This window comes from Clostridium mobile (assembly GCF_018918285.1).
GTDB classification, from domain to species: Bacteria; Bacillota; Clostridia; order Clostridiales; family Clostridiaceae; genus Clostridium_AW; species Clostridium_AW mobile.
In genome coordinates this window covers 25,046-51,964 of sequence record NZ_JAHLQF010000006.1, presented here as the reverse complement: position 1 = coordinate 51,964, position 26,919 = coordinate 25,046, and the positions used below count along the sequence as shown (strand labels likewise).

The window sequence follows — 26,919 nt, the reverse complement described above, 5'->3', positions numbered from 1 at the left end:
GATTATATGAATAAAGTAGTGTTAATAGGAAGAATGACAAAGGATCCAGAGTTAAAATTTACACCAGGTAATGGAACCGCAATAGCAAATTTTAGTATAGCAGTAGATAGAAGATTTTCTAAAGAAAAAGAAGTTGATTATATTCCAATAGTAGTATGGGGAAAACAAGCTGAATCAGTAGCCAATTATATGACTAAGGGGAAATTAATAGCCATAAGTGGAAGAATCCAAGCAAGAAATTACGAAGCAAAAGACAGAACAAAGAGATATATAACAGAAGTTGTGGCTGATGAAGTGCAGTTTTTAGAGTGGGGAAATAAAGAAAAAAGTGATTATGACAACGATATAACACTAATTGATGATGGAGAAATACCATTCTAATTTTTTATACCCTAAATCAGAACTATATTCTAAAATATTCTAATAAAATTCTAAGGAGGAAACATGGAATTGATAGATTGGGCAGATGAAGTAAAAAGGTTATACTTTGAAGGCTATACGCTTGATGAAGCTAGGGTGAAAGTTAAAAAAATGATGAAAGAGCAAGAAAGGAGAGAATTATGCAAATAAGAGAGTTAGTAGAACAGGCGCATGCAAATGCAGAGAAACATGGCTTCTGGGAAGATTTCCAATATAATGCAGACTTCTTAGATTATATGCTTCAAATGCCAACAGAAGATAAATATGCGATTCATAATTCTATAAGTACCAGATTAATGTTGATAGTAAGTGAGTTAGGCGAAGCATTGGAAGGACTTAGAAAGTGTGATATGAGCAATTTTAGAGAGGAATTGGCAGACGTTGCAATTAGATTAGGTGATCTTTGCGGAGGTTTAAATATAGATCTCGAAAGAGAGATAAAAAAGAAGATGGGAAAAAACAAGAACAGACCTTATAAGCATGGAAAGGAATTTTAGGAGGGGAATTAATGCCCCTCTAAGGAGGTACTAATGAAAGAGTGTGCTATATGCAATCGACCCAATAGCGAAGAACACCATAGAATCTACAGAAGTGAATGTAAGCCTTTAGTAAAGTGTAAAAAGAATTTAGTTTATCTGTGTGCTGAACATCACAGGGGTAGCCAAGGAGTACATGGAAAGCATGGAGATAAGTTAAATAGAAAACTAAAGATAGAGTTCCAGGAGTGGTTGCAAGGAGAATTTAAGAAAGATAAATATACCATGGAGGAAATACAAAAGAAGTTAGATGTAAGTTCAAATGCGGTAAGGAGTTTAAGTAAGTTAATGAGATTAGATAAAGGAGCATATTTGAGAGAGGACATTATAAGAGTGTGTATGGGAGGGAAAATGTATGATACTAGCAATTGACCCAGGGAATATAGAAAGCGCATATGTAGTATTGGACAAGGATTTAAAGCCTATAAGATTCGGTAAAGAGAAGAATGAAAAAATAATGGACATAGTTAGAGTTGAAGCACAGCTAAATGAACATGTGGCAATAGAAATGATAGCTAGTTACGGAATGGCAGTAGGCAAAGAGGTATTTGATACATGTGTATGGATTGGAAGATTTACAGAAAGAACATTAAGGTCAAGGGATTCACTACCTGAGTTTATTTATAGAAAAGACGAGAAAATGAATCTATGCGGAAGTATGAAAGCAAAGGACAGTAATATAATACAAGCCTTAATAGATAGATTTGCACCTAATACAAGGAATAAAGGGAAAGGAATAAAATCTAATCCAGGTTGGTTTTATGGGTTCAAGAAGGATATTTGGCAAGCGTACGCGGTCGGAGTCACTCTTCATGATTTATACCTAAAGGAGGGTAACCAATGAATAGGCAACAAAGAAAAGCTATGCAGCGGGAACAGAATAAACTGGAGAAGAAATTAAACAAGCTAGATGCTACAAGTTTAAAGATGGTAGAAGTTCTTGCGATGCAACGTTTTGATGAATATGTAAAACTCGTGAAGGAATTGCTAAGCGGATCCACTTATGAAGCTATGAGAGAAAACAGAGTCGGAGAAGAAAGAGCAAATAGGATTCTAGTGAGAATAAATGAAATAATGTTTGAGAAATCGGAGGGTAAAGCATGATTATAGATTGTAAGAAAGTGGCTGATAGTATACACCTAGAACCTAAGCCAAGAACATTAGGAATAATAAGATATGGAGAACATAAAGACGCTGAATATTTCTGTAAAAGCATAATGAAGCAGGCAGAGGGAACCAAATTGTACATAATTGAAATTGACTTAAATACATACGATTACAAAGGTATGATGATAGAAAATATGATTAATGCATGCGATAAAATAGTGTGTTGCAATCCATTTCCGAAAGAAATTAAAGAGTTGTTACAGGACATGATTCCACCACAGAAAGATATAGACAACTTTACTGGTCGCAGCAGATATAGAAATTGCACAGCAGAAGCTGTAAGAATGGTACTAGAAGATAAATATGAAAGTATAGAAGGGTTAAATGCAACTGTACTTGGTGCTAATGTAGGTTGGGAAATAGCTAGAGAATTAAAAGATATGGGATCAACTGTAACGGTGTATAATAGTAAAACAAAAAATGAATATCGAACAATGTACGCTGACATAATAGTTTCTGCCGTAGGAAAGGAAGATTTAATTAAATACCTACCATGTGCTGAAACAATAATTGATGTTGGAAATGATATTGGAGATTTAATATATGAACATGCTATGAATGATTTATATGATTTAACACCACAAAGAAACGGCATAGGATTAATAACAACTAAAATATTATTAAAGAAAGTGTTGGAGGATGAACATGAGATTTGAAGGTAATTTAAATAATGTGTGTATTGAACATAACGACGAATGGTTGATACTAGGCACAGGAAACCACGATAGAGTTGGAAGAAAGCTAGAATGGTACAATGCATACTTCTGTAAAAAGTGTCTTAAAGTTTATTTAGAGGAAATAACCAAAACTAATATGGCTAAAGTGTTTTATAGCAAGAAAGTGACAAAGTCATATCTCAAAGAAAGGTGTGTTTTTCAAAATGAAATTATTGGACAAAGTTACTGATTTTTTAATAATTTGTGGGTTGGTATCAACATTGTTGGTTGGGAGGATTAATTTCAAGGAAAGTGGCAGGGTAAGTTTAACTTGGATAATTCTGTTTATCTCAATATCAGTCATAACTATAGCCTTGAGATGGCTACAGATAAGGAGGAAATAAAATGGAAAGGCTAGTAAGTATAGAGGTGATACCTTACAAAAGCCATAAAGAGAAAATGAGATTAACTAAAGAGCTAAGAGGAACTACAGTTATAGTGGAAGACAATTATTTAATAGTAGAAAGGTTGATGGTCGTATAATGGATTATATAGAAGTAGGTCAGGCCATCTATGATACTTCAAAGAGAATAGAGAAAGGTGTTAATGCTATAACAGAAAAAGCTAAAGAGTATGCAGAAAATGAAAAGAAATATAGGATAGCATTAGCTAAAGAAATTATGAAGCTAAAAGCAGAAGGCTTACAGGCTACGTTAATTCCAGATGTAGCAAGAGGGAATGTTGCAGATTTGAAATTTAAAAGGGATTTATCAGAACTAGAATATAAAGCATACAGAGATATGATAGAAGGGTTAAAGGCTGAATTAAGTGGATTACAAACTATCTATAGGAGATTGGAGGATATGTAATGTATATGCTAATGGGGAGTTTAGCTGTTATATGTTGGTATCTAGCTTATGTATGGACAAAGGAGGAATAGAATGTATTGTATAAAAGCATATAAGGACCTTATTACAGAAATAGAATTAACTAAGATGAGAATAGAAGGACTAGAAAAAGAAAGGGAATTATATAAAAAGACCATATATGGAAATGCACCTAAAGAAATAAGCGGACAATCCTATTCGGACATGCCTAGGGGATCAAGAAATTATATGAGTTTAGACAGAATAATTGAAGCTATAAGCAGAATAGATAGTGCTTTGTACATAGAGGAAGAAAGATTAAAGATATTACAAGAGTTAGAAAATGGCATTACCAGTAAGTTAGAGCAATTGAGTGGATTACACTACAAGGTATATTATTTAAAAGAAATAGAAGGCAAGACATATAGAGAAATAGCAGAGGAATTATATATATCAGAGCAATATGCAAAGGAATTAGGAGCAGAAGCTAAGAGAAATAATAAGAATTAAAGAAGGTTTCTTGAAAAGAATAAAAGAAGGAAAGAATTAAAGAGGGAAAATTGCTTCCCTCTCAAAACAATTATGAATACTTTTATCCTTGCGAAAGGTTGATATTCCTACTATTTGCATACGTTGCTATTGAAAAAGTGTGTTATACTAATAGTATAGAGAAGTATATAGAAGTCATAATAAATTTGGATTAGAACACGAGGTGACGGGTTTTAATCTATAACATAATAAAAAATGAATTGACTAGGGAAGGATAAAACCTTCTCTTTTTTATTTACAGAAGGGAGTGTGAAAATTGTGTAAGTATAGGGTAGAAGTGAATGGAATATGTGTGCATTACTTAGGTGGGCATTATACACATGATAAATGTAATAGACAGTGTGAGTTTAGTTCTTCTAACATTAAGCGCATAATGGAGGAAGATAGCTATATAGATTATAGAAAGTGTTGAGAGGGGACACGGCTTTGAAATGTAATAAATGCTGCATAGCTTGCAAAATAGATAATAAGTTTTGTGAATATAGAAAAGATAGAAGTAGAGCAGTAAATAAAATGTTGTATAAGGCTAGAAAAGAAAAATTGAAAGAAATATCATAGCTCAAATGATGTAAAACTATATTCGCTAAACGTTGATTTAGCGAAGTTGATTATACAAGCCTAGCAATATCAATGGTTTGATGGGTTGGATAAAATACAATATCAATAAAACTATAAATTATTCTCAATTAGAGGGTGATTTTTTTACTTTTTATAGGGAGTAAGGTACTAAATGGAGCAAACTAATGAAACAAATAAAATTATATCTAAGTATAAAAAGAAAATGTAGCAAGTAGCAATTGAGGTGGTGGTATGGACAATATAAGAGGTCCAGATTATGAATTAGCTGAAAAAGACTATATGGATGGAATGAAGTATAAAGATATTGCTGAAAAATATAATGTGTCTTTGAATACAGTTAAGAGTTGGAAACAAAGATATAAGTGGAATAGAAATGGTGTGCACACAAAGGAAGAGGTATGCACACAAAAAAAGAATGCGGATAAAAGTGTACAAGAACCTATTGTTAAGGAAGTTAAAGAAGTTTTAGATGACTCTGAACTAACTGATAAACAAAGGCTTTTTTGTATTAAATACAGTAAGTATCTAAACGCCACTAAAGCATATAGAGAAGTATATAAATGCTCATATGAAACTGCAATGGTAGAAGGGTGCAAATCCCTAAGAAACCCTAAGATAAATGAACTGATAGAAAGACTTACGGAGATAGAATTTAATAAAGAATTAATTAAACGAAGTGTAGTTCAAAAATATATAGATATAGCTTTCAGTGATATTACTGACTATGTAGAGTTTGGGAAAAAGAAAATACAAGTAGGCAAAAAAGAAGATGGAACTCCAGATATGATAGAAATAAACTACGTGGATTTTAAAGAGAGTTCTGAAATTGATGGAACTATATTAAGTGAAGTTTCCCAAGGTAAAAATGGAGTATCAGTAAAGCTGCAGGACAAAATGAAAGCATTAAAGTGGTTAAGTGAACATATGGATTTAGCTACAGAAGAACAGAAAGCTAGAATAGAGGTTCTAAAATCTAAAGTTACTGGTGGTAATGATAATCAAAGCAATGAAGGTATTCAGGAGTTTATTAAAGCTACTACTATGTCAGAAGAAGAAGTAAATAAATTGTTTGAAGGTGATGAATATGGGCAAGAAGAAAAAGCAGATTAAAGGATTTAGATTTAAACCTTTTTCTATGAAGCAAAAGAAATTACTCTTCTGGCATGAAAAAGGTTCACCACATGATGATAAAGACATAGTGATAGCAGATGGAGCTATAAGAAGTGGGAAGACTGTAGCTTGTATATGTAGCTTTATTAGATGGAGTTTAAAGAATTATACTGGTGAGAACTTTATACTAGCAGGAAAGACTATAGGGTCATTAAAGAAGAATGTTATAAGTCCTATGCAACAGATATTAACTTCATGGGGCATTAAGTATGAATATAATAGGTCAGAAAACTACATAGTGATAGGTGATAATACTTATTATATGTATGATGCTAATAATGAAAAGTCGCAGGATAGATTGCAAGGATTAACTGCTGCAGGAGCTTTAGCTGATGAAGTAGCTTTGTTTCCTCAAAACTTTGTTGACCAGATGATAGGTAGATGCTCAATTGATGGTGCAAAAATCTTTATGAATTGTAACCCAGCAGGACCATATCATTATATTAAAACTGAATTTATTGATATGTTTAAAGACAAGAATATATTATACTTACACTTTACTATGGATGATAATCTAAGTCTTTCAGAGAAAGTTAAAGAAAGATTTAGACGTATGTTTAGTGGAGTATTCTTCAAGCGCTACATTCTCGGATTGTGGGTTCAGGCAGAAGGTATCATCTATGATATGTTTGATGAAGTTAAACATAAAGTAAAGACAGCATTAAGAGATTATAAAGAATTTTATGTCAGTTGTGACTATGGTACTCAAAACGCAACTGTTTTTCTTCTATGGGGTAAATACTTGGATAAATGGTATCTGGTTGATGAATATTATTATTCAGGAAGAGATAAAGGAAAGCAGAAAACAGATAATGAGTACTATGAGGATTTAGAAAACTTTATAGGCAATAAAAGAATAAAAGGAATAATAATAGATCCATCCGCAGCATCATTTATAGCATTAATTAAAAAGAAAGCTAAATACAAGATTATAAAGGCTAAGAATGATGTATTGGAAGGAATAAGAAACGTAGGAAGTGCATTAAATGATGCACTTATTTTATTTAATGATTGTTGTATAAATGTTTTTAAAGAGTTCTTCTCATATATTTGGGACAACAAAGCTATTGAACGTGGTGAAGATAAACCTGTAAAAGTTATGGATCATGCTATGGATGCTATTAGATACTTTGTTAATACAATTTTATTTAGAAAAGGTGGCATAGCAGTATTAAAGTAAAGGTAGGTGAGAAAATGTTTTTCAAGCCAAAGGAAGAGCCAATGGCTAAAGAAGAAATAATAAAACAATTTATTGATGAATTTGATAAATCAGATACAAGAAAATCCATGTTAGAAGGCGAGAGGTACTATAAAAATAAAAATGATATAAACAATAGAGAAATATATTGCTACACAGATAAAATAAAAACAGTAGACCCAACTAAACCTAATAATAAATTAAGTCATGCATTTATGAAACTCTTAATAGATGAAAAGATAGGTTACTTTTTAGGGAAAGCCCCTAACATAGTGGCAGAAAATAAAGATTTTCAAGATAAATTAATAAATATATTTGATGATGGAGTAGATGATCTATTAAATGATATAGGGGTAGAAGCTTCAAACAAAGGTATTGCATGGATGCAAATTTACTTTGATGAAAAGAGTAAACTCAAATTTATGAAAATACCTTCAGAGCAAATTATTCCATTATGGGCAGATAGTTTTCATAAGAAGTTACAGGCTGTTATTAGATACTATTGTATTGAGGTTTATGAAGGTAAAAACAAAAAGAATGTGCTCAAAGTAGAATATTGGGATGACAAAACAGTAATGTATTATACAGAGTACAATGGTAAGCTTATACCAGATGTTGAAGCTAATAGAACTGCAGAGCCAATAGGACACTATGCAAAGGATAATGAAAACTATGGATGGGGAAAAGTGCCTTTCATATATTTTAAGAATAACTCTAATGAACTAAATGATTTAAATTATGTTAAAAGTATCATAGATAACTATGACCTAATAACTTCTGATACCTCAAATACTTTGGAAGAAATACAAAATCTTATATATGTATTAAAGGGATATGGTGGAGAAGATTTATCTGAGTTTATGAAAGACCTTAAATATAATAAGGCTATTAAGATAGATACGGATGAAGGTGCAGGGGTAGATACACTTAATGCAGATTTAAATATAGATGCAGTAGAAAAGCATTTGGATAGATTAAAAAGGGATATTTATCAATTTGGACAAGGTGTAAATATGGATACAGATAAGTTTGGAGCTAATCCTAGTGGAGTGGCTCTTAAATTTTTATATTCAGGATTAAGTTTGAAGGTAGACCAAATGGAGAGAAAATTTAAATCTTCATTTAAGCAGCTATTTTGGTTCGTAGCAGAATATTTGAAAATAACTAACCAAGGCAACTATGATCCACTTACAGCTAAAGCAATATTCCATAGGTCTACTATTACTAATGATTCAGAGTTAATTGAATCAGTAAATACAAGCACAGGAGTAATCTCAAAGAAAACTTCTATAGCACATCACCCATGGGTAGATGATGTAGAGCTTGAATTAAAGCAATTAGAAGATGAAAGAAAAAAAGATGAAGAAATATACCCTAACTTTCCTTTAGAAAAACCACCGGGAAGTGAAGACAATGAGGAATAAGGCTTATTGGAAGAAACGTTCTGAAGTTGTAGCTAGTAAGCAATTTAAAAAAACAGATGACTATATCTTAGGACTACAATTAGAATACCAGGAAGCTTTAAGCAGCATACAAAAAGATATAGAAGTATTTTATCAAAGATTTGCAACTAACAATGAAATAACTCTAGGAGAAGCTAGAAGGTTATTAAATTCTAATGAACTTCAAGAGTTCAAAATGGATTTAAAAGAGTTTACTAAGAAAGCTAAAAACAATAAAAACCTAGAGTGGGAAAAAGAATTAAACAATGTATCTTATAAGGTTAGAGTAACTAGGCTACAAGCTCTACAGACACAGATAAGAAACCAAATAGAGTTATTATATTCTAATCAATCAAAGGACACTACAAAGCTTTTAGGGGACATTTATCAAGATACTTACTATAGGAATATATACGAAGTACACAAAGGCTTAGGAATTGGTGTCAATTTTGCAAAGTTAGATACTAATACAGTTAATAAGGTACTTGCAGAACCATGGCAGGGTGCTAATTATAGCAGCAGGATATGGACTAATAAAGATAAACTAATAATGGAGTTACAAACTAACTTAGTGCAATCTTTTATTAGGGGAGATAGTATAGATAGAACTGCTAAAGTAATAGCTGAAAGAATGAATGTAGCTAGAAATAGAGCTAGAACACTGGTTAATACAGAAAGTGCTAATATAGTAAGCAAGGCTACCTTTAATAGCTATAGTGGTAGTGGAGTTGTAAAGCAATATGAAATACTTGCAACTTTAGATTTAAGAACATCTAAAATATGTAGAGAAATGGATGGTAAAGTATTTAAAGTTAGTGAAAAAGAGATTGGGATTAATGCGCCACCGTTTCATGCTAACTGCCGAACCACTACAGTAGCTTATTTTGATGATGCCATAGATGAAGAAAGAATTGCTAGAGATAACAACGGTAAAGTTTATTATGTAGATGGAAATATAAAATATGAAGATTGGTATAGCAAGCATGTTGTAAATAATGGTAATAATGATATAATAAAAGAAAAGGTCATTAAAGAGCTTAAATATCCAGAGATAAAAACCATTAGTGAAGCTGAAAAATGGGCTAAAGATAACCTTAGCCTTAATACAGTTAGTTATAAAGGAATTGATGTTGATGTAGCTAACTATGTAAATAAATCAATGAATGAAATTTATGAAGAATATCCACTATTAAATGGATTTGTGCAGGAGATAAAAGCAGATGGAAGAGCGAAAGCCCCAGCAAGTGCTGTGTTAAGCTTTAAAGATGGAAAGTTAAATACAAAACTTGTTTTATCTAAGAATGACTTATCAAACTTGGAATCCATTGATGCTATGATTCAAAGATGTGTAGATGATAAGTGGTGGACACCTAAAGATGGAGTAAAGGGAATAATAAAACATGAAATGGGGCATATGATAGAATATGCTACAACTTTAAAGAAATATGGTGTAATAAGTTCAAAGAAAGAATTAGATGATCTAAGTAATTTAAGCACAGCCTTTAATAAAATAAAAAATGGAGAACTATCTAAAGAAATAAAAGTAAAGGCTTTAAACAATCTTAATATAGTAAGTACTAAGAAAAATGTTAAAGAAAATTTAAGTGATTATGCTAATCATAGTACACTTGAATTTTTAGCTGAATCAGTTTCAGAGCATAATCCAAGACCACTAGCAAAGGAAGTTATTAAGTTATTAAGAGAAAAGATAAAGGAGGTATGGAAGTGATAGCCTTACCAAAAGAGCTTGTAGGAATAACTGATTATGATGAAGATGATAATTGGATTCTAAAAGATGGAGCTACAGAAGAGCAAAAGAAAATATTTGAAGAATTTAAGAAGGGTATAGAGTCAAAAGAGTTAGCAGATACCATAATTAATTTTGAAGAGTAAAAGCACTTACTAAGTAAAATAGTAGGTGCTTTTATTATGTACTGAAAGTGAGGTGAGATATTTAATGTTAAACCATATAAATATATTAGGGATAAATTATAAAATAAAATACTTGAATGACTTAATAGAAAGAGAAAATTTATATGGCGAAATAGATTATCATAAGCAAACAATTAGAATAGATGAATCTATGAGACGGGATAGAAAAGTCAGAACACTTATACATGAAATTTTACATGGGATAATGGAGTCGCTTGGATATAATGATATTAATTGTGATGAAGAGAAAATACAGAACATATCAAATGCTCTGTATTTGCTATTAGAAAATAACCCTAAATTACTTTCCCTTTTTAGTTTGAGATAAAGCACTACCAGCTACGCTTTTTGAAGCTGGGCTATATCTTCCATCTTTAAGGATTTTAGAAGCAGTAGAAGCAACTGACTTACTAGTTTGTTTTGTATTTTTAGCCATAAAGACACCCCCTTTCAACAAAATATTACCATATTTGAGAAAGGTGTACAAACTATAAATAATTAATTTCAAGTCTTAGAAATAAGGCTTTTTATTTTTGCCCTTAGCATGGCTTAAAAGGCTAAGAAAGGAATGAGTTTTAGTGAAGGAGCTAATGTCAAAAGAATTAATAGAAGCTAAGAATAGCATTACTTCAAGGCTCGATTTAGATGATATGAATTATGAAGACGCAGAAGTAGTCGTGGCAATATTAAATATGTTTAATGAGAAAAATTATTTAATATCTGATGCAACCAAGATATTAACACGTTGTATTGGAGAACTTAAAAATTGTCCAGTAATAAAATATGAAAATTGTTAAGAAAGGAGCAGTATAAATGCCAAAGTTAAGTGAAATATTAGGAGAAGCTTATTCTCAAATACCAGAGGACATTCAAAAGAAATATAAAGATGTAGATTTAGTAGATAGCTCTGGTTATGTAGAAAAAAGTAAATTTGATGGTGTTAATAATCAAATAAATGATTTACAAACTCAAATTAAAGAGAGAGATAAGCAGTTAAAAGATTTATCTACTAAAACTGGAGATAATGAAGAATTAAAGAAGCAGATAGAAGAACTACAAAGTAAAAACAATACTGCTAAAGAAGAATATGAAGGCAAAATATCTAAAATGCAGTTTGATTATGCTTTAGAAAAAGCATTAGGAAAGGCAGGAGCTAAGAATAGTAAAGCTGTAATGGCATTACTTAATGCTGAAAAAATAAAATTAGATGGTGAATCTCTTATAGGATTAGATGAACAGCTAACAAGCTTAAAAACATCTGATCCTTATTTATTTGGAGATAATAGAATAACTTCACCGATGCCAGGAGACGGTTCAAGCACTCCAGGAGAAAGTAATTTAGCTACAAAGATAGCTGAAGAAAGAAATGCCACAGTAAGCAATCCATATGAAAATTTATGGGGATAAAAGGAGGATAAAAATATGTATGTAAAAACAATAAACTTTGACAATCAACCAGAATTTTTAGCAAGTGAAAAATATGTTAATTTCACTACTACAGTAAGTAATGAGGGTATAACGCCAGATGAATTAGGGAGAAAGATAGTCCCAGCAGGTAGTATCCTAGACGTTAACGGAAATATAGTTAATGATGGTACTGCAGCAGGAATACTCTTTACATCTATAGATGTTACATATGGTCCTCAACCAGGAGCATTAATGTTTGAAGGATATGTATTAGAACAAAGACTTCCAGTAGCTCCATCAGAAGAAGCAAAAACAGCATTAAAAGAAATTAAATTTAGATAATGAAAGGTGGTTTTATAAATGGCTAGAATAGAAGAGATGTTTTCAACTCAAGAAGTATTAAATTATGTAAAGAATAGACAGACAGTACCTATGTTGGGAGATATTCTGTTTCCTGAAAAGAAAATTGAGGATTTAGATTTTAAAATGATAAAAGGTGCTAATAACCTTCCAGTAAGTGCATCTATCCATGGTTTTGATACTGAAACCGAAATAGGTTCAAGGGATGGAGCTTCCTCTAGCGTAGAAGAATTGGCATTAATCAAAAGAAAAATAAAAATGGATGAAAGATTAATAATTAAATTAAATTCTCCAAGAAGCAACCAAGAAGAAAAACAAGCTATTTCTGATATATTCAACGATGTTGATAATATGGTAAGCAGTGTAAAGACTAGAGTAGAAGCAATGAGAATGGAAGCTGTAACAACTGGTAAGCTCACTATAAATGAAAATGGGGTTAAAGCCACTATAGATTATGGGACTCCAAGCGAACAACAATCTTTAAGTGGAATAGATTGGACTTCATCAACAGCAAAAATATTAGATGATATATATAATTGGACTGATAAGGTAGTTGCTAACACAGGCTTTACTCCTACAAGAGCTCTAACTTCAAAATCTGTATTGAATTTATTACTAACTAATACAACTATAAGAAAAGCAGTATTTGGAACAAATTCAGATAGAGTATTAACTAAAGATATGCTTAATCAGTTACTATCATCAATGGATTTACCACAAATTGCCACTTATGATGCACAATATAGAACTCAAAACGCTAATGGTAAATATACAGCCAAGAGATACTTTGAAGATGGTAAATTTGTACTACTTCCAGATGGTAAGTTAGGAGAAAGTATTTACGGTCTAACAGCAGAGGAAATTGAATTAAGAGGTAAGAGTGACGTTAAGATAGAATCCTTCGGGAATATAATTGCTGAAATTTATTCAACAAAGGATCCAGTAGCTAGATGGACAAAAGCTGTTGCTACTTGTTTACCATCATTCCCATATGCTGATCAAATATATATAGCTAAAGTAAAATAGACACAAGGAGGTTTAATCCTCCTTTGTTTTTTAAGGATGTGAGTCAATGGAAAATGATGTGTTGAATTTAGTTAAATTAAGGCTAGGCTTAAAAGATGATAAATTAGATGATGTAATTAAAAGCTATATATATGAAATAAAATTTAAAATACTAAACTATTGCCATATAAAAACTATACCTGGAGATTTAATGTATTTATGGGCTACTATGACCATGGATATAGTAAGAGTGGATCAAGCTTATTTAGATGAAATATCTGATACTATGTCTGATAATGTTAAGTCTATAAATCTTGGAGATACCAGTGTAAGTTTTGGCGCTAGTAATGAGGTTACCAGCACTTCTAAGAAGTCTATAGATGATATAGTACTTAATTATGGAAAGGAACTTAGAAATTTCAGAAAGGTGAAGAGGTCATGATTAAGTATTCAAGATATAGAAAAGCCATAGAAAGCCTTTATGATTGTACTTGTAATATAAGTGGGGGTACAGAAAAGATTAAAGATCCTATTACAAAAGAAACTAAGTCGGTTCCAAAACTAAAATATGAAAATCAACCTTGTAAAATATCTAAGCAAAGCTTATCTAAAAACAACCAAACTGATACAGTTAACAAGGTTGTATATGAGCTTAAGCTTTTTATAGCCCCTGAATTAGAGATTAAACAAGGAGACATTATAGAAGTGATTAATAAGGCGCTAAATAAAACTACTAACTATAAAGCTGGAGAAGGTTTTCCTTACAATACACACCAGGAAGTAATATTAAGTAAAGAGGGTAACTCATAATGGCCGGAATGGGTAGTTTCGATTACTCCGAATTTAAGAATATGGCTAAAAGCTTTCAAAAAGCACTTGATGAAAGAGTAGTCGAAAGATGGATAAGGGAATTTCTCTTAGAAATGGCATTTAGAGCTGAAAGGAAGATTAAAAAACGTACTCCAGTAGGCGATTATGGAACTTATCAAAGTGTAATTAAGAAAGGGAAAAATAAAGGACAAATAAAAACATACAAGAAAAAAGGTTCTCATGGCAAGGTTGGGGGACATTTAAGACGTAACTGGCAGGTAGGGAATGTAGTAAAGCAAGGGAATGCTTATATAGTAGAGATATTTAATAATGTGGAATATGCCTTAATATAATGGGGCATGTAAAACCGAGCAAAAACGGTGAAAACTACAATTTTATTTTATGTAATTTATATTAAACATGGACATTGAAAAGAGATTGAACTATAATTAAAGTATAATATTGGGAAAGGATATTAATTATGGCTAATTTTTTAGATTTAACAGGTAAAACTTTTGGTAGGTTAAAAGTGTTAGGTATTTCAAGGCAAATTCAATCTGGTAAAAGAAATAGATATTATTGGAATTGTATTTGTAAATGTGGAAATAAGATTGAAACAAGGACTGATTGCTTAACGTCTGGAAATACTAAATCTTGCGGCTGCTTACTTTCAGAGCAAGCTTTGAAAAATGTAGTTATTAACCATAAACATAAAATGTCTGGAACAAGATTATATAAAACATGGCAGAACATGAAAAAGAGATGTATAAATCCAAAGGATAAAAGCTATGTTAATTATGGTGGTAGAGGTATTAAGGTTTGTGATGAATGGAGTAATAGTTTCGAGCATTTTATGAAATGGGCATTGAGTAATGGTTATTCAAATAATTTAACTATTGATAGGATAGATGTAAGCGGTAATTACGAGCCTTCCAATTGTAGGTGGTCTAATGATACAGAGCAAGCAAGAAATAGAAGGAGTAATGTTTTAGTTAATTATAAGGGAAAAGAAATAACACTTATTGAATTATCTGAAATAACTGGTATTGAGTATGGATGTTTAAGTGGAAGATATGAAAGAGGAGATAGAGGTAAAAGGTTAATAAGAAATATTAATGAAGATAAAAACGTTCCTAAAGGTTCAATCCAACACTTGAGTAAACTAACTGAAGAATCAGTAAGTGAAATAAAAGCTTTACTTAGAAAAGGTGTATTGCAAAAGGAAATAGCAAAGCGATATAAAGTTAGTCCATCAGCAATAAATTCAATAGCCAGAAATAGAACATGGAAACATATAAAATAAAATCATGTCAACACCGTGGTAATTATTCAGATAGCGAAAGGTTGAATAACACCGTAGAGCGTAGAGGGTGAATAAATATAATCCCTCCAAGAGTGCTTGGCAACTAAGAAAGATAATTTATAATGGTTATCTTTTTTTGTTTAGTTGATAATGTACGCCGAACTTATAGGAAACTATAAGAAGTAGAGGATAAAAAGCCTTTACGGTAACAAAATGCATATGTAAATAACGGCCATAGAACACGAAACCACAAAGGATGGGTTGAGGGGCGTTTCATGGTTGAAATATCTATGAATGAAATAGAAAGACAACTACCTAAGTTTCTTGAAAGAAAGCAAGTAGAACTACTGGAACAAATATTGAATGGTAGAGTATAAGGGAAGTGATAATATATCCAATATAAATGATTTAAAGATAGGTATTAATCAACTGTTAGACAGAAAATTTCCTAATATAGATATACATAATGAAAAAATAGAGCAGGGCTTTGAAGAGCCTTGTTTTTTTATTAAGATTTTGAGTTCAGGGCAAAATAAAGAGCTTAACAGAAGATACAATAAAAATATATCTTTTGATATTCATTATTTTAGTGAGAAAGAAGATGTTAATTCAGATTGCTTAAGCATGGCTGATAAGCTCTATGAGGTGCTTGAATATGTACAAGTAGGTAATAGCTTGTATAGAGCTAATAAAATGACACATGAAGTTATAGATGGAGTTTTACACTTCTTCTTACAGTTTAACTACAAAGTGATTAAGCAAATAGAGGAATCGCCTAAAATGCAAGCCTTAGACAAGGAGGTAATAACTAAGAATGGCTAAGAATGAGATTAATCAAGAACTTAGATTTACTAAAGAGCAGATTATCAATTCTAGTAAATTTAATAGGATTGAAAAAGATATACTTAAAGCTTTACTAGAGAATAAAGAGTATTCCTTAGATGAAGCTAAAAAGATTATAGATGATTTTAATAAGAAAGAGGTGAAATAGATGGCAGGAGGAACATGGACTAAACAAAATAAAATTAGACCAGGAGCCTATATAAACTTTAAATCTAAAAAGAAAGACACTAGTATCTTTGGAGAAAGAGGAATAGTTACAATACCTTTAAATCTTCCATGGGGGCCAGAGAAGGAAGTAATAGAAATAAGTGTTGATGATGATTTATTTGACCTAATAGGATTAGATGTAACGGAAGAAAGTACATTATTAATAAGAGAAGCACTTAAAAGAGCAAAGAAACTTTTGCTATATAGACTTAATACAGGAACTAAGGCAACAACTACAATTGAGGGGTTAACTGTAACTGCTAAATATAGTGGAATAAAGGGCAATAGCATTAAAGTTATTATACAAAACAATATTGATGATGAAACTTCTTTTGATGTAATAACAATATTGGGAAATAGGCAAGTAGATAAACAAATAGGAGTTAAAACTATAGAGAATTTAAATCCTAACTCTTTTGTAGAGTTTAAAGGTACTGGAGAATTAAAAGCTACTGCGGGTATTATTCTTAGTGGAGCTGATGATGGTACAGTTACCAATGGAGATTATACGGATTATTTGAATCAAATAGAACTGTATGATTTTAACACAATGGCAATTCCTACAAAGGATTCTAGTATTAAAGCTATAGCTACAACTTTTATTAGAAGGCTCAGGGATCAAGAAGGGAAAAAGGTACAATGTGTACTTGAAAACTACCCACAAGCTGATTATGAGGGAATAATTTCTGTTAAGAATGGTGTAATTTTAAATGATATGATAGTTATTTCTTCTGATAAGGCCGTAGCTTTTGTTGCAGGTGCTACCGCAGGGGCAAATGTTAATCAATCTTTAACTTATAGTACTTATGAGGGATCCATAGATGTTGAAACCAGATATACAAATAAAGAGGTTGAAACTGCTCTTAAGAATGGTGAAATAGTATTTACAATAAGTAATAACAGAGTAGTTATAGAACAGGATATAAATACCTTAAAAACTTTTACAGAAGATAAGAATAAAGACTTTAGAAAAAATAGGGTTATAAGAACATTAGACGCTATAGGAAACGATATTAAAACCTTATATGAAAATAATTATATAGGTAAAATCTCTAATAATGAAGATGGTAGAAATTTATTTAAAAAAGATATAATAAAACGTTTGGAAACTTTACAAGGCATAGGAGCAATAGAGAATGTTACTACAGGAGATATAACAACATTACAAGGAGAGGACAAAGACTCCGTATTTGCTAGAGTAGGAGTACAACCTATAGACAGTATGGAAAAACTTTATATGGAAGTGGAGGTGCAATAACATATGGGATTTTTTAAAGCAGAAGATACTATTAGTGGACAAGAAGCGAGAGCCTATATCACTATAGAAGGCCGTAATGAAGAGCTTTTTTATGCTAAGAAGATAGAATCTAAGGTGGAAAAGCAGAAAACTGAGATAAAAACACTTGGTAGAAGAGGAACGCAAAACAAAGCAGCCGGCTGGAAGGGCACAGGTACTCTTACTGTTTATTATGCAACCACTCTTTTCAGGGAGCTTATGCTTAAATATATGAAAGAAGGTAAGGATGTTTACTTTGATATTACTGTAACCAATGAAGATCCAACAAGTGGTTTAGGTAAACAAACAGTTGTACTAAAAAACTGTAATCTGGATGAAGTGAGTATGACTGCCTTTGATGTTGATAGTGAAGTTTTGGAAGAGGACATGAGCTTTACATTTGAGGATGTAGACATATTAAATGCATTTAATAAACCAGTATTAGGATAAGACAGGATAATAATAGGAGGAATGTATAATGGATTTTAAAGATTTTTTAATGGATAGCTTTGAAGAAGTAGAAGAAATAGAGAGAGAAATAACTATGGGTGGAAGAAAAAGAAAGATGAAGTTTAAGCCTATAGGAGCCACTACGGGTGATGAGATAAGAAAAAAATGCCGAAAGGTTACTATTGCAAAGGGTCAAAAAATAATAGAAACAGACCAAGATAAGTATATTGCTAATTTAATAATAGAAACTACAACTTATCCAGACTTGAAAAATGCAGAGTTGCAATCAGCATGGACAGTTATGGGTGCAGAGGAATTATTAAATGCCATGAAAGCCAAGATGAGTGATGGTGAATATGCAGAATGGTCAAGCATAGTTAGCCAGGTAAACGGATATGACAAAGGTATGCAGGAGCTTATTGAAGAAGCAAAAAACTAATAAAGGAGGGCGATAGTGACGCTAATTATGCTCACTATGCCCTCCACAGACTTAAAATCCTCCCTAGCACATTAATGAACATGGATAGAAAAGAAAGAGCCTACATATATGCAAGTATAGACCTTCATATAGAAAATGAAAAGAAGGCTGCAAATAAAATGAAGAGGTAGTTATTGAGCTATTAAGAAATATTTGTTAATATTAAGATAACTAAAGGGAGGGGTTGCTATGGGTTTGTTTTTTAGAAAGAAAAAAGATGTAACTGGAGAGTTAGGAAAATTTGATCTTAGACATTTAATAGGATTAGAAATACCAGAAAAGATGTATTGTACAGTTACTGTATATAATGATAAATTAGTCATTGAATCTGGTGATAAAGAATATAGTTTAAAAATAGATAAAATATATTCAATAGATTTTGATATGGATATAGATATAGAAAAATATACAAAATCAAGTATGACAAAAGGTGTTATTGGAGCAGCTACATTTGGGGTATCAGGTGCAATTATAGGGTCAGCACCAAAAACAAAAGAAAAGAGAAAAGTTACTTGTAAAGCTATTATAAGTTATGAGAACAGTTCTGAAGATACTGCATATATAATATTTGAAGATTTTGAAGCAAATGCTATAAAAGGAGCAGCTAAATTAGTAGATACATTAAGACCTTTGATAAAAAAGCAAGAAGAAAAACAGAAAGTTGAATTGTAATATAAAAAAAGCACTTATTTAAGTTAGGTGCTTTTTATTATTCCTAGAAGTGAGGTGATAGGATGTCTACAGTATCAACAAGTTTAAGAATGTTCGACCAAATGACGAGACCCTTACAACAAGTAACACAAGCTTTAAACCTCACCATATCAGCTATGGACAATATGAATAAGAGTGCAAACAGAGATATAAGAATAACTAATAGTTTAAATTCAGCTAGAGAAGCAATTCAAAGAGCTGGCTCAGGCTTACAAGAACTAGTAAAGGAGCAGGATAGGGCTAGAAGTAGTCAAGATAGATTAAATAATTCCTTTAACAATGGAATAGATTCAGCTGGAGGACTAACGGGTAAGGTAAAAGGGCTTGTAGGTGCTTATCTAGGATTCCAAACGATAAAAAAAGGCTTAGATTCAACTATAGGTGGTGCTGCTAATCTGGAAAGACAACTAATCACTATCTCTGGAATGTTAGGGAATAAGGATGTAGGAAAAGCATACTTTGAAAAAATAAACGATTATGCACTTATAAGCCAATATGGGCTTAAGGACTTTGCGGCTATTTCCAGACAGTTTATCCAATTCACAAAAAATACGGATAAGCTTATGGACCTAAATAAATTGAGTGAAAGACTAGCATTTTTAGATCCAAGCCAAGGTTTAGAAGGTGCAGGATTTGCTCTTAAAGAAATTTTAGGCGGAGATGGAATGTCTTTAAAATCTAGGTTTGGTTTTGGAAGTGATGAAATTAAACAATTAAAAGAAGCGTCTAATATTGATGATTTTATGGAAAAGTTTAATCATATGTTAAATGAGAAAGGTGGTACCCAGTTGGCAGTAGAAGAGGCAGCAGGTGCGGCCATATCTTTATGGGATAATCTTATAGCTAATATTCAAACATCTTTTTCTAAAGCAGGTAATAATGCATTGGAAGCTATAAAGCCTTTATTGAAGACTTTAAATGAAGGATTCAAAGAGGGAAAGTTCCAACCGTTTTTTGATGGGTTAGCTAATGGGATAGTTACAGTTGTTAATGCTGGGTTAAGGTTATCTAATATAATACAATCTATAGGAAGTTCTATACAAAATAATTGGGGAATTATAAGTCCTATACTAGCTGCAGCTATAGGAGCAATCGTTACACTTAAAGGTGCAATGATTGCTTATAATATAGTACAAGGAATATCTAAAGGAATACAACTTGCCTCTGCAATTGCTACAGCAATTCATGGAAAAACAACACTAGCCAAAGCTAATGCAGATGCAGCAGCAACAGCATCACAGTGGGGATTAAACGCAGCTATTTTAGCATGTCCTATAACTTGGATAGTCGGAGGTATACTTTTATTAATTGCAGTGTTTTATGCAGCTATAGGAGCAGTTAATAAATTTGCAGGTACATCACTAAGTGCAACAGGTATGATAGTCGGTTCAATTGCAGTTGCAGGTACAATTATTTGGAACATCATTATAGGTGTAATTAATGCAATCATCCAGGCTGTGTGGTCAATATTCGCTGAACCATTCATTGGGATAATTGAATGGGTTTTAAATGCGGCGAATGGTGGGTTTAATAGTTTTGGTGGTGCTGTTGCAAATCTAATTGGCGAAATTATTTCATGGTTTTTATCCCTTGGAAAAGTAGTAACTAAAATTATTGATGCAATATTTGGTACAGATTGGACTTCAGGACTTTCTTCTCTCCAAGATAATGTACTTAAATGGGGAGGAAACGATAAAGCGATAACACTTGATAGAACAATGCCTACAATTGATAAAAGAATAAATTATAGTGATGCATACGATTCAGGTTATAATTTTGGTAAAAATTTAGGGGATAAATTTAGTTTTAAAATGCCTAATACTCCAGATGTATCTTCTTTAATGGGAGACCAAAATGCATTACTAAATGATTGGAATATGGATCAAAAAGATGGGTTTGGTACAACTAATGATAATCTTGGAAAGATTAAGGATAGCATAGACGTAAGCAATGAAAACTTAGAACTTATGAGAGATTTAGCAGAGCAGGAAAGCATACAAAACTTTGTTACTCTAACTCCTACAGTACAAGTAACTACAGGAGATATAAAAGAGGAAGCTGATATTAATAAAATAATCTCTAAGATAGAAAATTATATGGAAAATGAATTAGCTAATAGTGCAGAGGGGGTATATGCTTAATGTACAAGATGTATTTAGGAGTGAGTAATGGTGATGAAGGATTTACACTTCCTATTCTCCCTGAAAAGATAGAATTTAATGAAGATGGTGATAACAAAACCTTTGATATTATTAATATTGGTGAAATTAATGTAATAAATAAGCCTAAATTAACTCAAATATCTTTTGAAAGTTATTTTCCTAAGAGTACAGGACCATATGTAAGTTCGGAGCAACTTTTTTCTCCGGACTTTTATATTTCTAAAATTAGAAATTGGAGAGAAAAACAAGAAAAGGTAAGATTCATATTTACAGGAAGCCCTTTAGATATTAATGATTTATTTACCATAGAAAGCTTAAAGCTAACTGAAAAAGGTGGAGAAGTAGGAGACATATATTATTCTATAGAGCTTAAGAGATATAGACCTTACGCAGCTAGAAAAGTATTCGTAGCTACTAAGCAAAGTAATACTAGCAAGCCTACAGTAAAAACTAATCAGCCAAGACCAGTAGAAAAGCCTAAGCAAAAAACACATACTGTTGTTAATGGAGATACTTTATGGAAAATAGCAAAAAAATATTTAGGTGATGGTAGTAGATATAAAGAAATAGCACAACTAAACAATATAAAAAATCCTGATGTAATTTATCCAGGACAATTATTTAAAATACCGTAGGTGATATTATGCAAATTGAATTATTGTTAGATAATAAAAATGGAAATATGTTTAATATATCTGAACTCATTACAGAAGTCGCATGGAAAACTAAAAGAAAAGGTAAATCTTCAAGTTTAGATTTTCAATTCATTAAAGATCCAAATGTAACTATAAGCAATGGTGATGTAGTAAGCTTTAAAGTAGATAATAACAATGTGTTTTACGGATATGTATTTGATATAAGTGGTAGTAAAGACCAAGAAATAAAAGTAACAGCTTATGACCAGATAAGGTACTTATTGAGCAATGATGGTTATGCATTCGTTAATAAAAAAGCTAGTCAAATAATATCACAGATAGCAAAAGATACAGGCTTGAAGATAGGAACAATAGAAGATACAGGATATACTATTCCACAGTTACTAGAGGATGATAAAAAGCTCCTAGATATAATATACAGCGCATTAGAAAAGACATTATTATCAACAGGAAAGACTTATACCTTATATGATAATTTTGGAGCTCTTTGTTTGAAAAATATAAATAATATGAAGCAACAAGTTGTAATTTCAGATGATAGTAATTTAGGTGATTATGATTGGAAAAACAGCATAGATAATGATACTTATAACAGAATTAAAATGGTTAAAGATAATAAAGACACTAATGGCAGAGATGTTTATATTGCACAAGACAGCAATAGTATAGCTAAATGGGGAAGATTGCAGTATTTTCATAAGGTAGATGAAAATATGAATAAAGCACAAATAGAAGAAATGGTTAATAACACATTAAAACTTAAGAATAGAGAAACTAAAACTCTAAAATTAAAAGATGTGGTAAGTACAGATATAGCAGCAGACTTAAAGCTAAGAGCTGGTAGTGGTGTCTATGTAGATATAAAGGAAAAAGGCATAAGTCAATATTATTTAATAGAAGATGCTACACATAAATTTGAAAAGGGAAGTTTAGTTATGGATTTTGATTTAAAGGTGGTGTAGATATGGGAATGATAGATGTTATAAAGAAGGCTGGAGTGGATGCAGTAGGAGCAAGTAACCCTGTTAATATAATATTTGGTGAAGTACTAGATGATAAGAACTTTAAAATAAAAATAGATCAAAAGCTTATACTCCCTAAAGAGTTTTTTATTATTCCTGAAAGTCTAACTAGGTATGAAATAGATTTAGGCCATAGTCATAGTTATTCCAATGGTTCAACTTCTAAAGAACTAAATAAAATAGTTATAAGAGAAGGATTGAAACAAAGGGACAGGGTGTTGCTTTTAAGGGTACAAGGTGGGCAGCAATATGTTGTCCTAGATAAGGTGGTGTAAATATGAGTAATGTTAGTATATTACCACAAGGAGCAATTATATCTGATAACTTAGAGGTAGAAGAAGTAATTGAACCAACAAAAACTTATAAAATTGACTTTGAAAAAGGAAAAGTAGTAGGAATTTGTGATGATGTTGAAGCTCTTAAGCAAGCGATACAATTAATATTGAATACCGAAAGATATGAGCATCTTATTTACAGCTGGAACTATGGCAGTGAATTAAAAGATTTAACTGGTAAAGATAGAGATATAACAGAGAGTGAGATTAAAAGAAGAGTAACAGAAGCATTAATTCAAGATGAAAGAATTAATAATATAGATAATTTTATATTTAAATATGATAAAGATGGTGTAATAGTAGATTTCACTGTCTTTTCTATTTATGGGGATTTTGAAGTAACTAAGGAGGTGTAGTAGTTGTATGAAGAAGTAAATACAGAAGAAATTATACTTAACAGAATGATGGATAAAGTTCCTAATGATTTAGATAAAAGAGAAGGTAGTATAATACATGATTCCTTAGCTCCTATAGCTTTAGAATTAGCTATGGCTTATTCTAACTTAGATAGATTTTTAGAGTACACTTTTGCCCAGGTAGACACTCCGGAAGAATTTTTAGAAAAAAGAGTAAGTGAAATAGGAATGTATAGAAAACAACCAACCCAATCTATTAAGAAAGGGTTATTTTATAATAGTGAAAATAAACTAATAGACATACCATTAAACAGTAGATTTTCTATAGATGGTATTAATTATAAAGCAATAGAAAAGATAGATACTGGTATATATAAAATTGAATGTGAAGAATTAGGGTCTATAGGAAATAAGCCAGCAGGAACTTTAATTCCCATAGATTATATAGAAAATTTGGCAACTGCAGAGCTAGGGGAAACATTAAACGAAGGACAGGACATTGAAGAAGGTGAGAGCTTATATAATAGGTTCACAGAGAAGATTCAAAATCCTACTACCTCTGGTAACTCCAATCATTATAAACAATGGGCTCTTGAAGTAAATGGAGTTGGTAAAGTAAAAGTATTTCCTCTTTGGAACGGTAATGGCACTATTAAAGTAGTTATAGTGGATAGTAACAAGAAAGCACCTTCACAGGATCTAATAGACAAAGTTTACAACCATATAGAAGAAGTTAGACCCATAGGTTCAAAAGTTACTGTAAAAGGAGCTGTAGAGAAATCCATAAATATAACTGCTAAGATAGTATTATCTAGTGGTTTTAACATTGGAGAGGTTCAGAATGAATTTAATAAGTTGTTAGATAAATATTTGAAGGATATAGCTTTTGAATTATCTTATATTAGTATAGCGAGGATAGGAAATCTACTTCTTAGTACTCCAGGAGTTTTAGATTATGCAGATTTGAAGGTTAATGATTCTACATCTAATGTAGGTTTACAAGATGAAGAAATACCAGTCTTAGGAACAGTGGAATTGGGGGTGTGATAATTGTACCCACAAAGCATAGATAAGTTTACAGAAAAGCTAAATAAGGTTGATGGAAGTACCTATGTTATTGAAGAAGAGGTAAGTATTACAGATGGAGTTTACGAGGGAGAGTTAGAACATGACAATGTAAGTAATTCTAGTGTAAGAGTATATACTGGCCCTAAACTTACAGGGAATAAAATAGAGAATTTTATTCTATCTACTCCAAGTGTTACACCATGGAAAAGAACAATAAAGATATTTAGTAGTTATTCTAAAGTCTATATTACCTATGAAACTACTGGAGATACTGTAGAAGCAGAAGACATAAACAAGGTTCAAGAAAGCATAGTTAACACACAGAAAGAGATAGATAGATATAAAAATGTTAATGATCTAGAAGTAAGTAATTTAAAAAATAGGACAACATTAGTTGAAAATAATAAGGCTGATAAAACCTATGTTGATACTGAATTAAATAAAAGATATTTAAAAGAACAGGTATTTACTAAGGAAGAAGTTTTACAGAAGATACAAGATGTTATAGGAACTGCTCCTGAAGCTCTAGATACTTTACAAGAGATAGCAAAGGCGTTAAATAATGATGCAGACTTTGCTGGAACTATGACTAATGAATTGAGTAAAAAGGTTGATAAAATAGTAGGAAAGCAGTTAAGTACAGAGGACTATACTACAGTAGAGAAAAATAAACTTGCTGGGATAGAGCAGGGAGCTAATAAATATATTCACCCTTCAACACATAGTGCTGATATTATAGTTGAAAATGCAAACAAAAGATTTGTAAGTGATACGGAAAAAGCTAATTGGAATACTGTAAGTAACAAGGTTGATAAGGTAACAGGCAAAGGACTATCAACTAATGATTTTGATAATAGTTATAAAGGAAAATTAGATGGAGTAGCTACTGGATCCACTAAAATAGAAAATAGTAGCACCAATGGAAATATAAAAATAAATGGAACAGAGACAAATGTTTATACCCATCCTTCAGGAACTAATCCTCATGGTACTACTAAAAGTGATGTTGGATTAAGTAGTGTAGATAATGTTAAACAAGCTACTAAGACAGAGTTTGATACACACACAACCGATAGCGTAAAACACATAACTGCTGCTGAAAGAACAGCATGGAACGCAAAGTCTGATAAGACATATGTTGATACTGAATTAGCTAAAAAGCAAAATAAATTATCTTATACGCCAGTTAATAAAGCAGGTGACACTGTAACAGGCCAATTAATTATAGATGGTTCAGCAGCAGATAGACCGTTAGTGGTAAGAGGGATATCAGGCAGTAGTGCAACAGGTGAAACCCCTGATACTTTGTATCTTAATTATGATAGTGACAAGCCAGTTAATATTGGGACTACAATAACCATAAACCCAACAACAAAATCAATTAATGTTAACGCTGATAGTGCTACTAAATTGCGAACAGCAAGGAAAATCAATGGAGTGAATTTTGATGGGAGTTCTGATATAACTATTACAGCTAATCCTAATGTACATACTCATGACGATAGATACTATACTGAAACCGAAGCAGATTCTAAGTTTGCAACAAAACAGGAGTTAGGTAATGCTGGATATGGTGATATGCTTGCATCTGTTTATGATAAAAATAATAATGGTAAGGTTGATGCAGCAGAGGTTGCTGATAGTGTTCCATGGACAGGAGTAACAGGAAAGCCAAGTACATTTACACCTTCAAGCCACACACATACTAAATCACAAATAACAGACTTCCCAACTAGCTTACCTGCTAATGGAGGAAATGCAACTACAGCCACTAAGTTGCAGACAGCTAGAACAATAAATGGAGTTAGTTTCGATGGAAGTACTAATATAACTATTACTGCGGCTCCCAATGCTCATACTCATACGATAGCTAATGTCACAGGTTTACAATCTGCTTTAGATGGAAAAATGAACACAGGTCCCGTTACATGGAACAATTTAAAGGGGGTGTAGTA

Annotated in this window: 39 protein-coding genes and 2 pseudogenes; 40 read left to right on the top strand and 1 reads right to left on the bottom strand. The window is 31.8% G+C overall.

All coding sequences use genetic code 11. The features are described from left to right. Positions 1-6: 6 nt before the first annotated feature. The 18 genes from KQI86_RS19530 (at position 7) to KQI86_RS19455 (ending at position 10,843) form a co-directional block, all read left to right on the top strand. On the top strand, positions 7-381 hold the full coding sequence (locus tag KQI86_RS19530; protein WP_216441101.1) for a single-stranded DNA-binding protein: 375 nt from the start codon (positions 7-9) through the stop codon (positions 379-381). Between the two features lie 63 nt (positions 382-444). Continuing rightward, the gene (locus tag KQI86_RS20450; RefSeq protein WP_281417345.1) at positions 445-570 is read left to right on the top strand and encodes a hypothetical protein; all 126 of its coding nucleotides are present in this window, start codon (positions 445-447) and stop codon (positions 568-570) included. After that, a complete protein-coding gene (locus tag KQI86_RS19525; RefSeq protein ID WP_216441093.1) occupies positions 561-917 on the top strand; it encodes a nucleoside triphosphate pyrophosphohydrolase family protein in 357 nt (118 codons plus the stop codon). The genes KQI86_RS20450 and KQI86_RS19525 overlap by 10 nt, the downstream gene beginning before the upstream one ends. Before the next feature lie 33 nt (positions 918-950). Then, a complete protein-coding gene (locus KQI86_RS19520; protein WP_216441092.1) occupies positions 951-1,328 on the top strand; it encodes a hypothetical protein in 378 nt (125 codons plus the stop codon). Beyond that, a complete protein-coding gene (locus tag KQI86_RS19515) occupies positions 1,312-1,800 on the top strand; it encodes a hypothetical protein (protein WP_216441091.1) in 489 nt (162 codons plus the stop codon). The genes KQI86_RS19520 and KQI86_RS19515 overlap by 17 nt, the downstream gene beginning before the upstream one ends. Continuing rightward, complete coding sequence (locus KQI86_RS19510) at positions 1,797-2,060, top strand: hypothetical protein (RefSeq protein WP_216441090.1); 264 nt, start codon at positions 1,797-1,799, stop codon at positions 2,058-2,060. The genes KQI86_RS19515 and KQI86_RS19510 overlap by 4 nt, the downstream gene beginning before the upstream one ends. Continuing rightward, positions 2,057-2,779, top strand: a complete 723-nt coding sequence (locus tag KQI86_RS19505; protein WP_216441089.1) for a hypothetical protein — start codon at positions 2,057-2,059, stop codon at positions 2,777-2,779. The genes KQI86_RS19510 and KQI86_RS19505 overlap by 4 nt, the downstream gene beginning before the upstream one ends. After that, entirely contained in the window at positions 2,769-3,029 is a 261-nt protein-coding gene (locus KQI86_RS19500) for a hypothetical protein (RefSeq protein ID WP_216441088.1), read from the top strand. Before KQI86_RS19505 ends, KQI86_RS19500 begins: the two co-directional genes overlap by 11 nt. 155 nt (positions 3,030-3,184) lie before the next feature. Continuing rightward, positions 3,185-3,322, top strand: coding sequence for a hypothetical protein (locus KQI86_RS19495; protein ID WP_216441087.1), 138 nt, complete (start codon positions 3,185-3,187; stop codon positions 3,320-3,322). Further along, positions 3,322-3,648: a hypothetical protein gene (locus tag KQI86_RS19490; RefSeq protein ID WP_216441086.1), complete on the top strand. Its 327-nt coding sequence runs from the start codon at positions 3,322-3,324 to the stop codon at positions 3,646-3,648. Before KQI86_RS19495 ends, KQI86_RS19490 begins: the two co-directional genes overlap by 1 nt. A 72-nt stretch (positions 3,649-3,720) precedes the next feature. After that, the gene (locus KQI86_RS19485; RefSeq protein ID WP_216441085.1) at positions 3,721-4,155 is read left to right on the top strand and encodes an RNA polymerase sigma factor; all 435 of its coding nucleotides are present in this window, start codon (positions 3,721-3,723) and stop codon (positions 4,153-4,155) included. Between the two features lie 465 nt (positions 4,156-4,620). After that, on the top strand, positions 4,621-4,752 hold the full coding sequence (locus KQI86_RS20445; RefSeq protein WP_281417344.1) for a hypothetical protein: 132 nt from the start codon (positions 4,621-4,623) through the stop codon (positions 4,750-4,752). Positions 4,753-5,004: 252 nt separating this feature from the next. Next, positions 5,005-5,883 carry a terminase small subunit gene (locus KQI86_RS19480; RefSeq protein ID WP_216441084.1) on the top strand — a complete coding sequence of 293 codons (879 nt, stop codon included), beginning with the start codon at positions 5,005-5,007 and terminating at the stop codon, positions 5,881-5,883. Then, positions 5,858-7,123 carry a PBSX family phage terminase large subunit gene (locus KQI86_RS19475; RefSeq protein ID WP_216441083.1) on the top strand — a complete coding sequence of 422 codons (1,266 nt, stop codon included), beginning with the start codon at positions 5,858-5,860 and terminating at the stop codon, positions 7,121-7,123. Before KQI86_RS19480 ends, KQI86_RS19475 begins: the two co-directional genes overlap by 26 nt. Before the next feature lie 41 nt (positions 7,124-7,164). After that, complete coding sequence (locus tag KQI86_RS19470) at positions 7,165-8,565, top strand: phage portal protein (RefSeq protein WP_216441082.1); 1,401 nt, start codon at positions 7,165-7,167, stop codon at positions 8,563-8,565. Then, positions 8,555-10,312, top strand: coding sequence for a minor capsid protein (locus KQI86_RS19465; protein ID WP_216441081.1), 1,758 nt, complete (start codon positions 8,555-8,557; stop codon positions 10,310-10,312). The genes KQI86_RS19470 and KQI86_RS19465 overlap by 11 nt, the downstream gene beginning before the upstream one ends. After that, positions 10,309-10,476 carry a hypothetical protein gene (locus tag KQI86_RS19460; protein WP_216441080.1) on the top strand — a complete coding sequence of 56 codons (168 nt, stop codon included), beginning with the start codon at positions 10,309-10,311 and terminating at the stop codon, positions 10,474-10,476. The genes KQI86_RS19465 and KQI86_RS19460 overlap by 4 nt, the downstream gene beginning before the upstream one ends. A 64-nt stretch (positions 10,477-10,540) precedes the next feature. Next, a complete protein-coding gene (locus KQI86_RS19455; protein WP_216441079.1) occupies positions 10,541-10,843 on the top strand; it encodes an ImmA/IrrE family metallo-endopeptidase in 303 nt (100 codons plus the stop codon). Here the strand turns inward: KQI86_RS19455 and KQI86_RS20440 are convergent. Next, the gene (locus KQI86_RS20440; protein ID WP_281417341.1) at positions 10,817-10,951 is read right to left on the bottom strand and encodes a hypothetical protein; all 135 of its coding nucleotides are present in this window, start codon (positions 10,949-10,951) and stop codon (positions 10,817-10,819) included. The two genes, KQI86_RS19455 and KQI86_RS20440, sit on opposite strands and share 27 nt — an antisense overlap. Before the next feature lie 142 nt (positions 10,952-11,093). Between KQI86_RS20440 and KQI86_RS19450 the strand changes: the two genes are divergently transcribed. From KQI86_RS19450 to KQI86_RS19345, 22 genes and pseudogenes are all read left to right on the top strand, one after another. Then, a complete protein-coding gene (locus tag KQI86_RS19450) occupies positions 11,094-11,312 on the top strand; it encodes a hypothetical protein (protein WP_216441078.1) in 219 nt (72 codons plus the stop codon). A gap of 16 nt (positions 11,313-11,328) precedes the next feature. Next, complete coding sequence (locus KQI86_RS19445) at positions 11,329-11,922, top strand: phage scaffolding protein (protein WP_216441077.1); 594 nt, start codon at positions 11,329-11,331, stop codon at positions 11,920-11,922. 15 nt (positions 11,923-11,937) lie between these two features. Then, complete coding sequence (locus KQI86_RS19440; RefSeq protein ID WP_216441076.1) at positions 11,938-12,264, top strand: hypothetical protein; 327 nt, start codon at positions 11,938-11,940, stop codon at positions 12,262-12,264. Between the two features lie 18 nt (positions 12,265-12,282). Next, positions 12,283-13,308: a major capsid protein gene (locus tag KQI86_RS19435; RefSeq protein ID WP_216441075.1), complete on the top strand. Its 1,026-nt coding sequence runs from the start codon at positions 12,283-12,285 to the stop codon at positions 13,306-13,308. 46 nt (positions 13,309-13,354) lie between these two features. Further along, positions 13,355-13,729, top strand: a complete 375-nt coding sequence (locus KQI86_RS19430) for a phage head-tail connector protein (protein WP_216441074.1) — start codon at positions 13,355-13,357, stop codon at positions 13,727-13,729. After that, the gene (locus tag KQI86_RS19425) at positions 13,726-14,097 is read left to right on the top strand and encodes a hypothetical protein (protein ID WP_216441073.1); all 372 of its coding nucleotides are present in this window, start codon (positions 13,726-13,728) and stop codon (positions 14,095-14,097) included. The genes KQI86_RS19430 and KQI86_RS19425 overlap by 4 nt, the downstream gene beginning before the upstream one ends. Next, positions 14,097-14,441: pseudogene (locus KQI86_RS19420) on the top strand (HK97 gp10 family phage protein); the annotation flags it as partial. The gene KQI86_RS19425 and the pseudogene KQI86_RS19420, both read left to right, overlap by 1 nt. 137 nt (positions 14,442-14,578) lie before the next feature. After that, positions 14,579-15,400: a helix-turn-helix domain-containing protein gene (locus KQI86_RS19415; RefSeq protein ID WP_216441071.1), complete on the top strand. Its 822-nt coding sequence runs from the start codon at positions 14,579-14,581 to the stop codon at positions 15,398-15,400. A gap of 215 nt (positions 15,401-15,615) precedes the next feature. Next, a pseudogene (locus tag KQI86_RS19410) lies at positions 15,616-15,777 on the top strand (HK97 gp10 family phage protein); the annotation flags it as partial. Next, positions 15,764-16,222 (top strand): phage tail terminator family protein, encoded by a 459-nt coding sequence (locus tag KQI86_RS19405; RefSeq protein WP_216441070.1) that lies wholly within the window; start codon positions 15,764-15,766, stop codon positions 16,220-16,222. The pseudogene KQI86_RS19410 and the gene KQI86_RS19405, both read left to right, overlap by 14 nt. After that, positions 16,215-16,391: a hypothetical protein gene (locus KQI86_RS19400; protein ID WP_216441069.1), complete on the top strand. Its 177-nt coding sequence runs from the start codon at positions 16,215-16,217 to the stop codon at positions 16,389-16,391. Before KQI86_RS19405 ends, KQI86_RS19400 begins: the two co-directional genes overlap by 8 nt. Next, on the top strand, positions 16,392-17,708 hold the full coding sequence (locus tag KQI86_RS19395) for a phage tail sheath family protein (RefSeq protein WP_216441068.1): 1,317 nt from the start codon (positions 16,392-16,394) through the stop codon (positions 17,706-17,708). Between the two features lie 3 nt (positions 17,709-17,711). Continuing rightward, positions 17,712-18,176 (top strand): phage tail tube protein, encoded by a 465-nt coding sequence (locus tag KQI86_RS19390; RefSeq protein WP_216441067.1) that lies wholly within the window; start codon positions 17,712-17,714, stop codon positions 18,174-18,176. Between the two features lie 25 nt (positions 18,177-18,201). After that, positions 18,202-18,615 (top strand): phage tail assembly chaperone, encoded by a 414-nt coding sequence (locus KQI86_RS19385; protein ID WP_216441100.1) that lies wholly within the window; start codon positions 18,202-18,204, stop codon positions 18,613-18,615. 228 nt (positions 18,616-18,843) lie between these two features. Continuing rightward, entirely contained in the window at positions 18,844-19,326 is a 483-nt protein-coding gene (locus tag KQI86_RS19380; RefSeq protein ID WP_216441066.1) for a hypothetical protein, read from the top strand. A gap of 62 nt (positions 19,327-19,388) precedes the next feature. Then, a complete protein-coding gene (locus KQI86_RS19375; RefSeq protein WP_216441065.1) occupies positions 19,389-21,506 on the top strand; it encodes a phage tail tape measure protein in 2,118 nt (705 codons plus the stop codon). Then, positions 21,506-22,162, top strand: coding sequence for a LysM peptidoglycan-binding domain-containing protein (locus KQI86_RS19370; RefSeq protein ID WP_216441064.1), 657 nt, complete (start codon positions 21,506-21,508; stop codon positions 22,160-22,162). Before KQI86_RS19375 ends, KQI86_RS19370 begins: the two co-directional genes overlap by 1 nt. Positions 22,163-22,170: 8 nt before the next feature. Further along, positions 22,171-23,145: an XkdQ/YqbQ family protein gene (locus tag KQI86_RS19365; protein ID WP_216441063.1), complete on the top strand. Its 975-nt coding sequence runs from the start codon at positions 22,171-22,173 to the stop codon at positions 23,143-23,145. 2 nt (positions 23,146-23,147) lie between these two features. Then, positions 23,148-23,480 carry a DUF2577 domain-containing protein gene (locus tag KQI86_RS19360; protein ID WP_216441062.1) on the top strand — a complete coding sequence of 111 codons (333 nt, stop codon included), beginning with the start codon at positions 23,148-23,150 and terminating at the stop codon, positions 23,478-23,480. A 2-nt stretch (positions 23,481-23,482) separates the two neighbouring features. Then, positions 23,483-23,896: a DUF2634 domain-containing protein gene (locus tag KQI86_RS19355; protein WP_216441061.1), complete on the top strand. Its 414-nt coding sequence runs from the start codon at positions 23,483-23,485 to the stop codon at positions 23,894-23,896. 3 nt (positions 23,897-23,899) lie between these two features. Continuing rightward, a complete protein-coding gene (locus KQI86_RS19350; RefSeq protein WP_246582911.1) occupies positions 23,900-24,943 on the top strand; it encodes a baseplate J/gp47 family protein in 1,044 nt (347 codons plus the stop codon). A 3-nt stretch (positions 24,944-24,946) separates the two neighbouring features. Beyond that, complete coding sequence (locus KQI86_RS19345; protein WP_216441060.1) at positions 24,947-26,917, top strand: hypothetical protein; 1,971 nt, start codon at positions 24,947-24,949, stop codon at positions 26,915-26,917. Positions 26,918-26,919 lie beyond the last annotated feature (2 nt).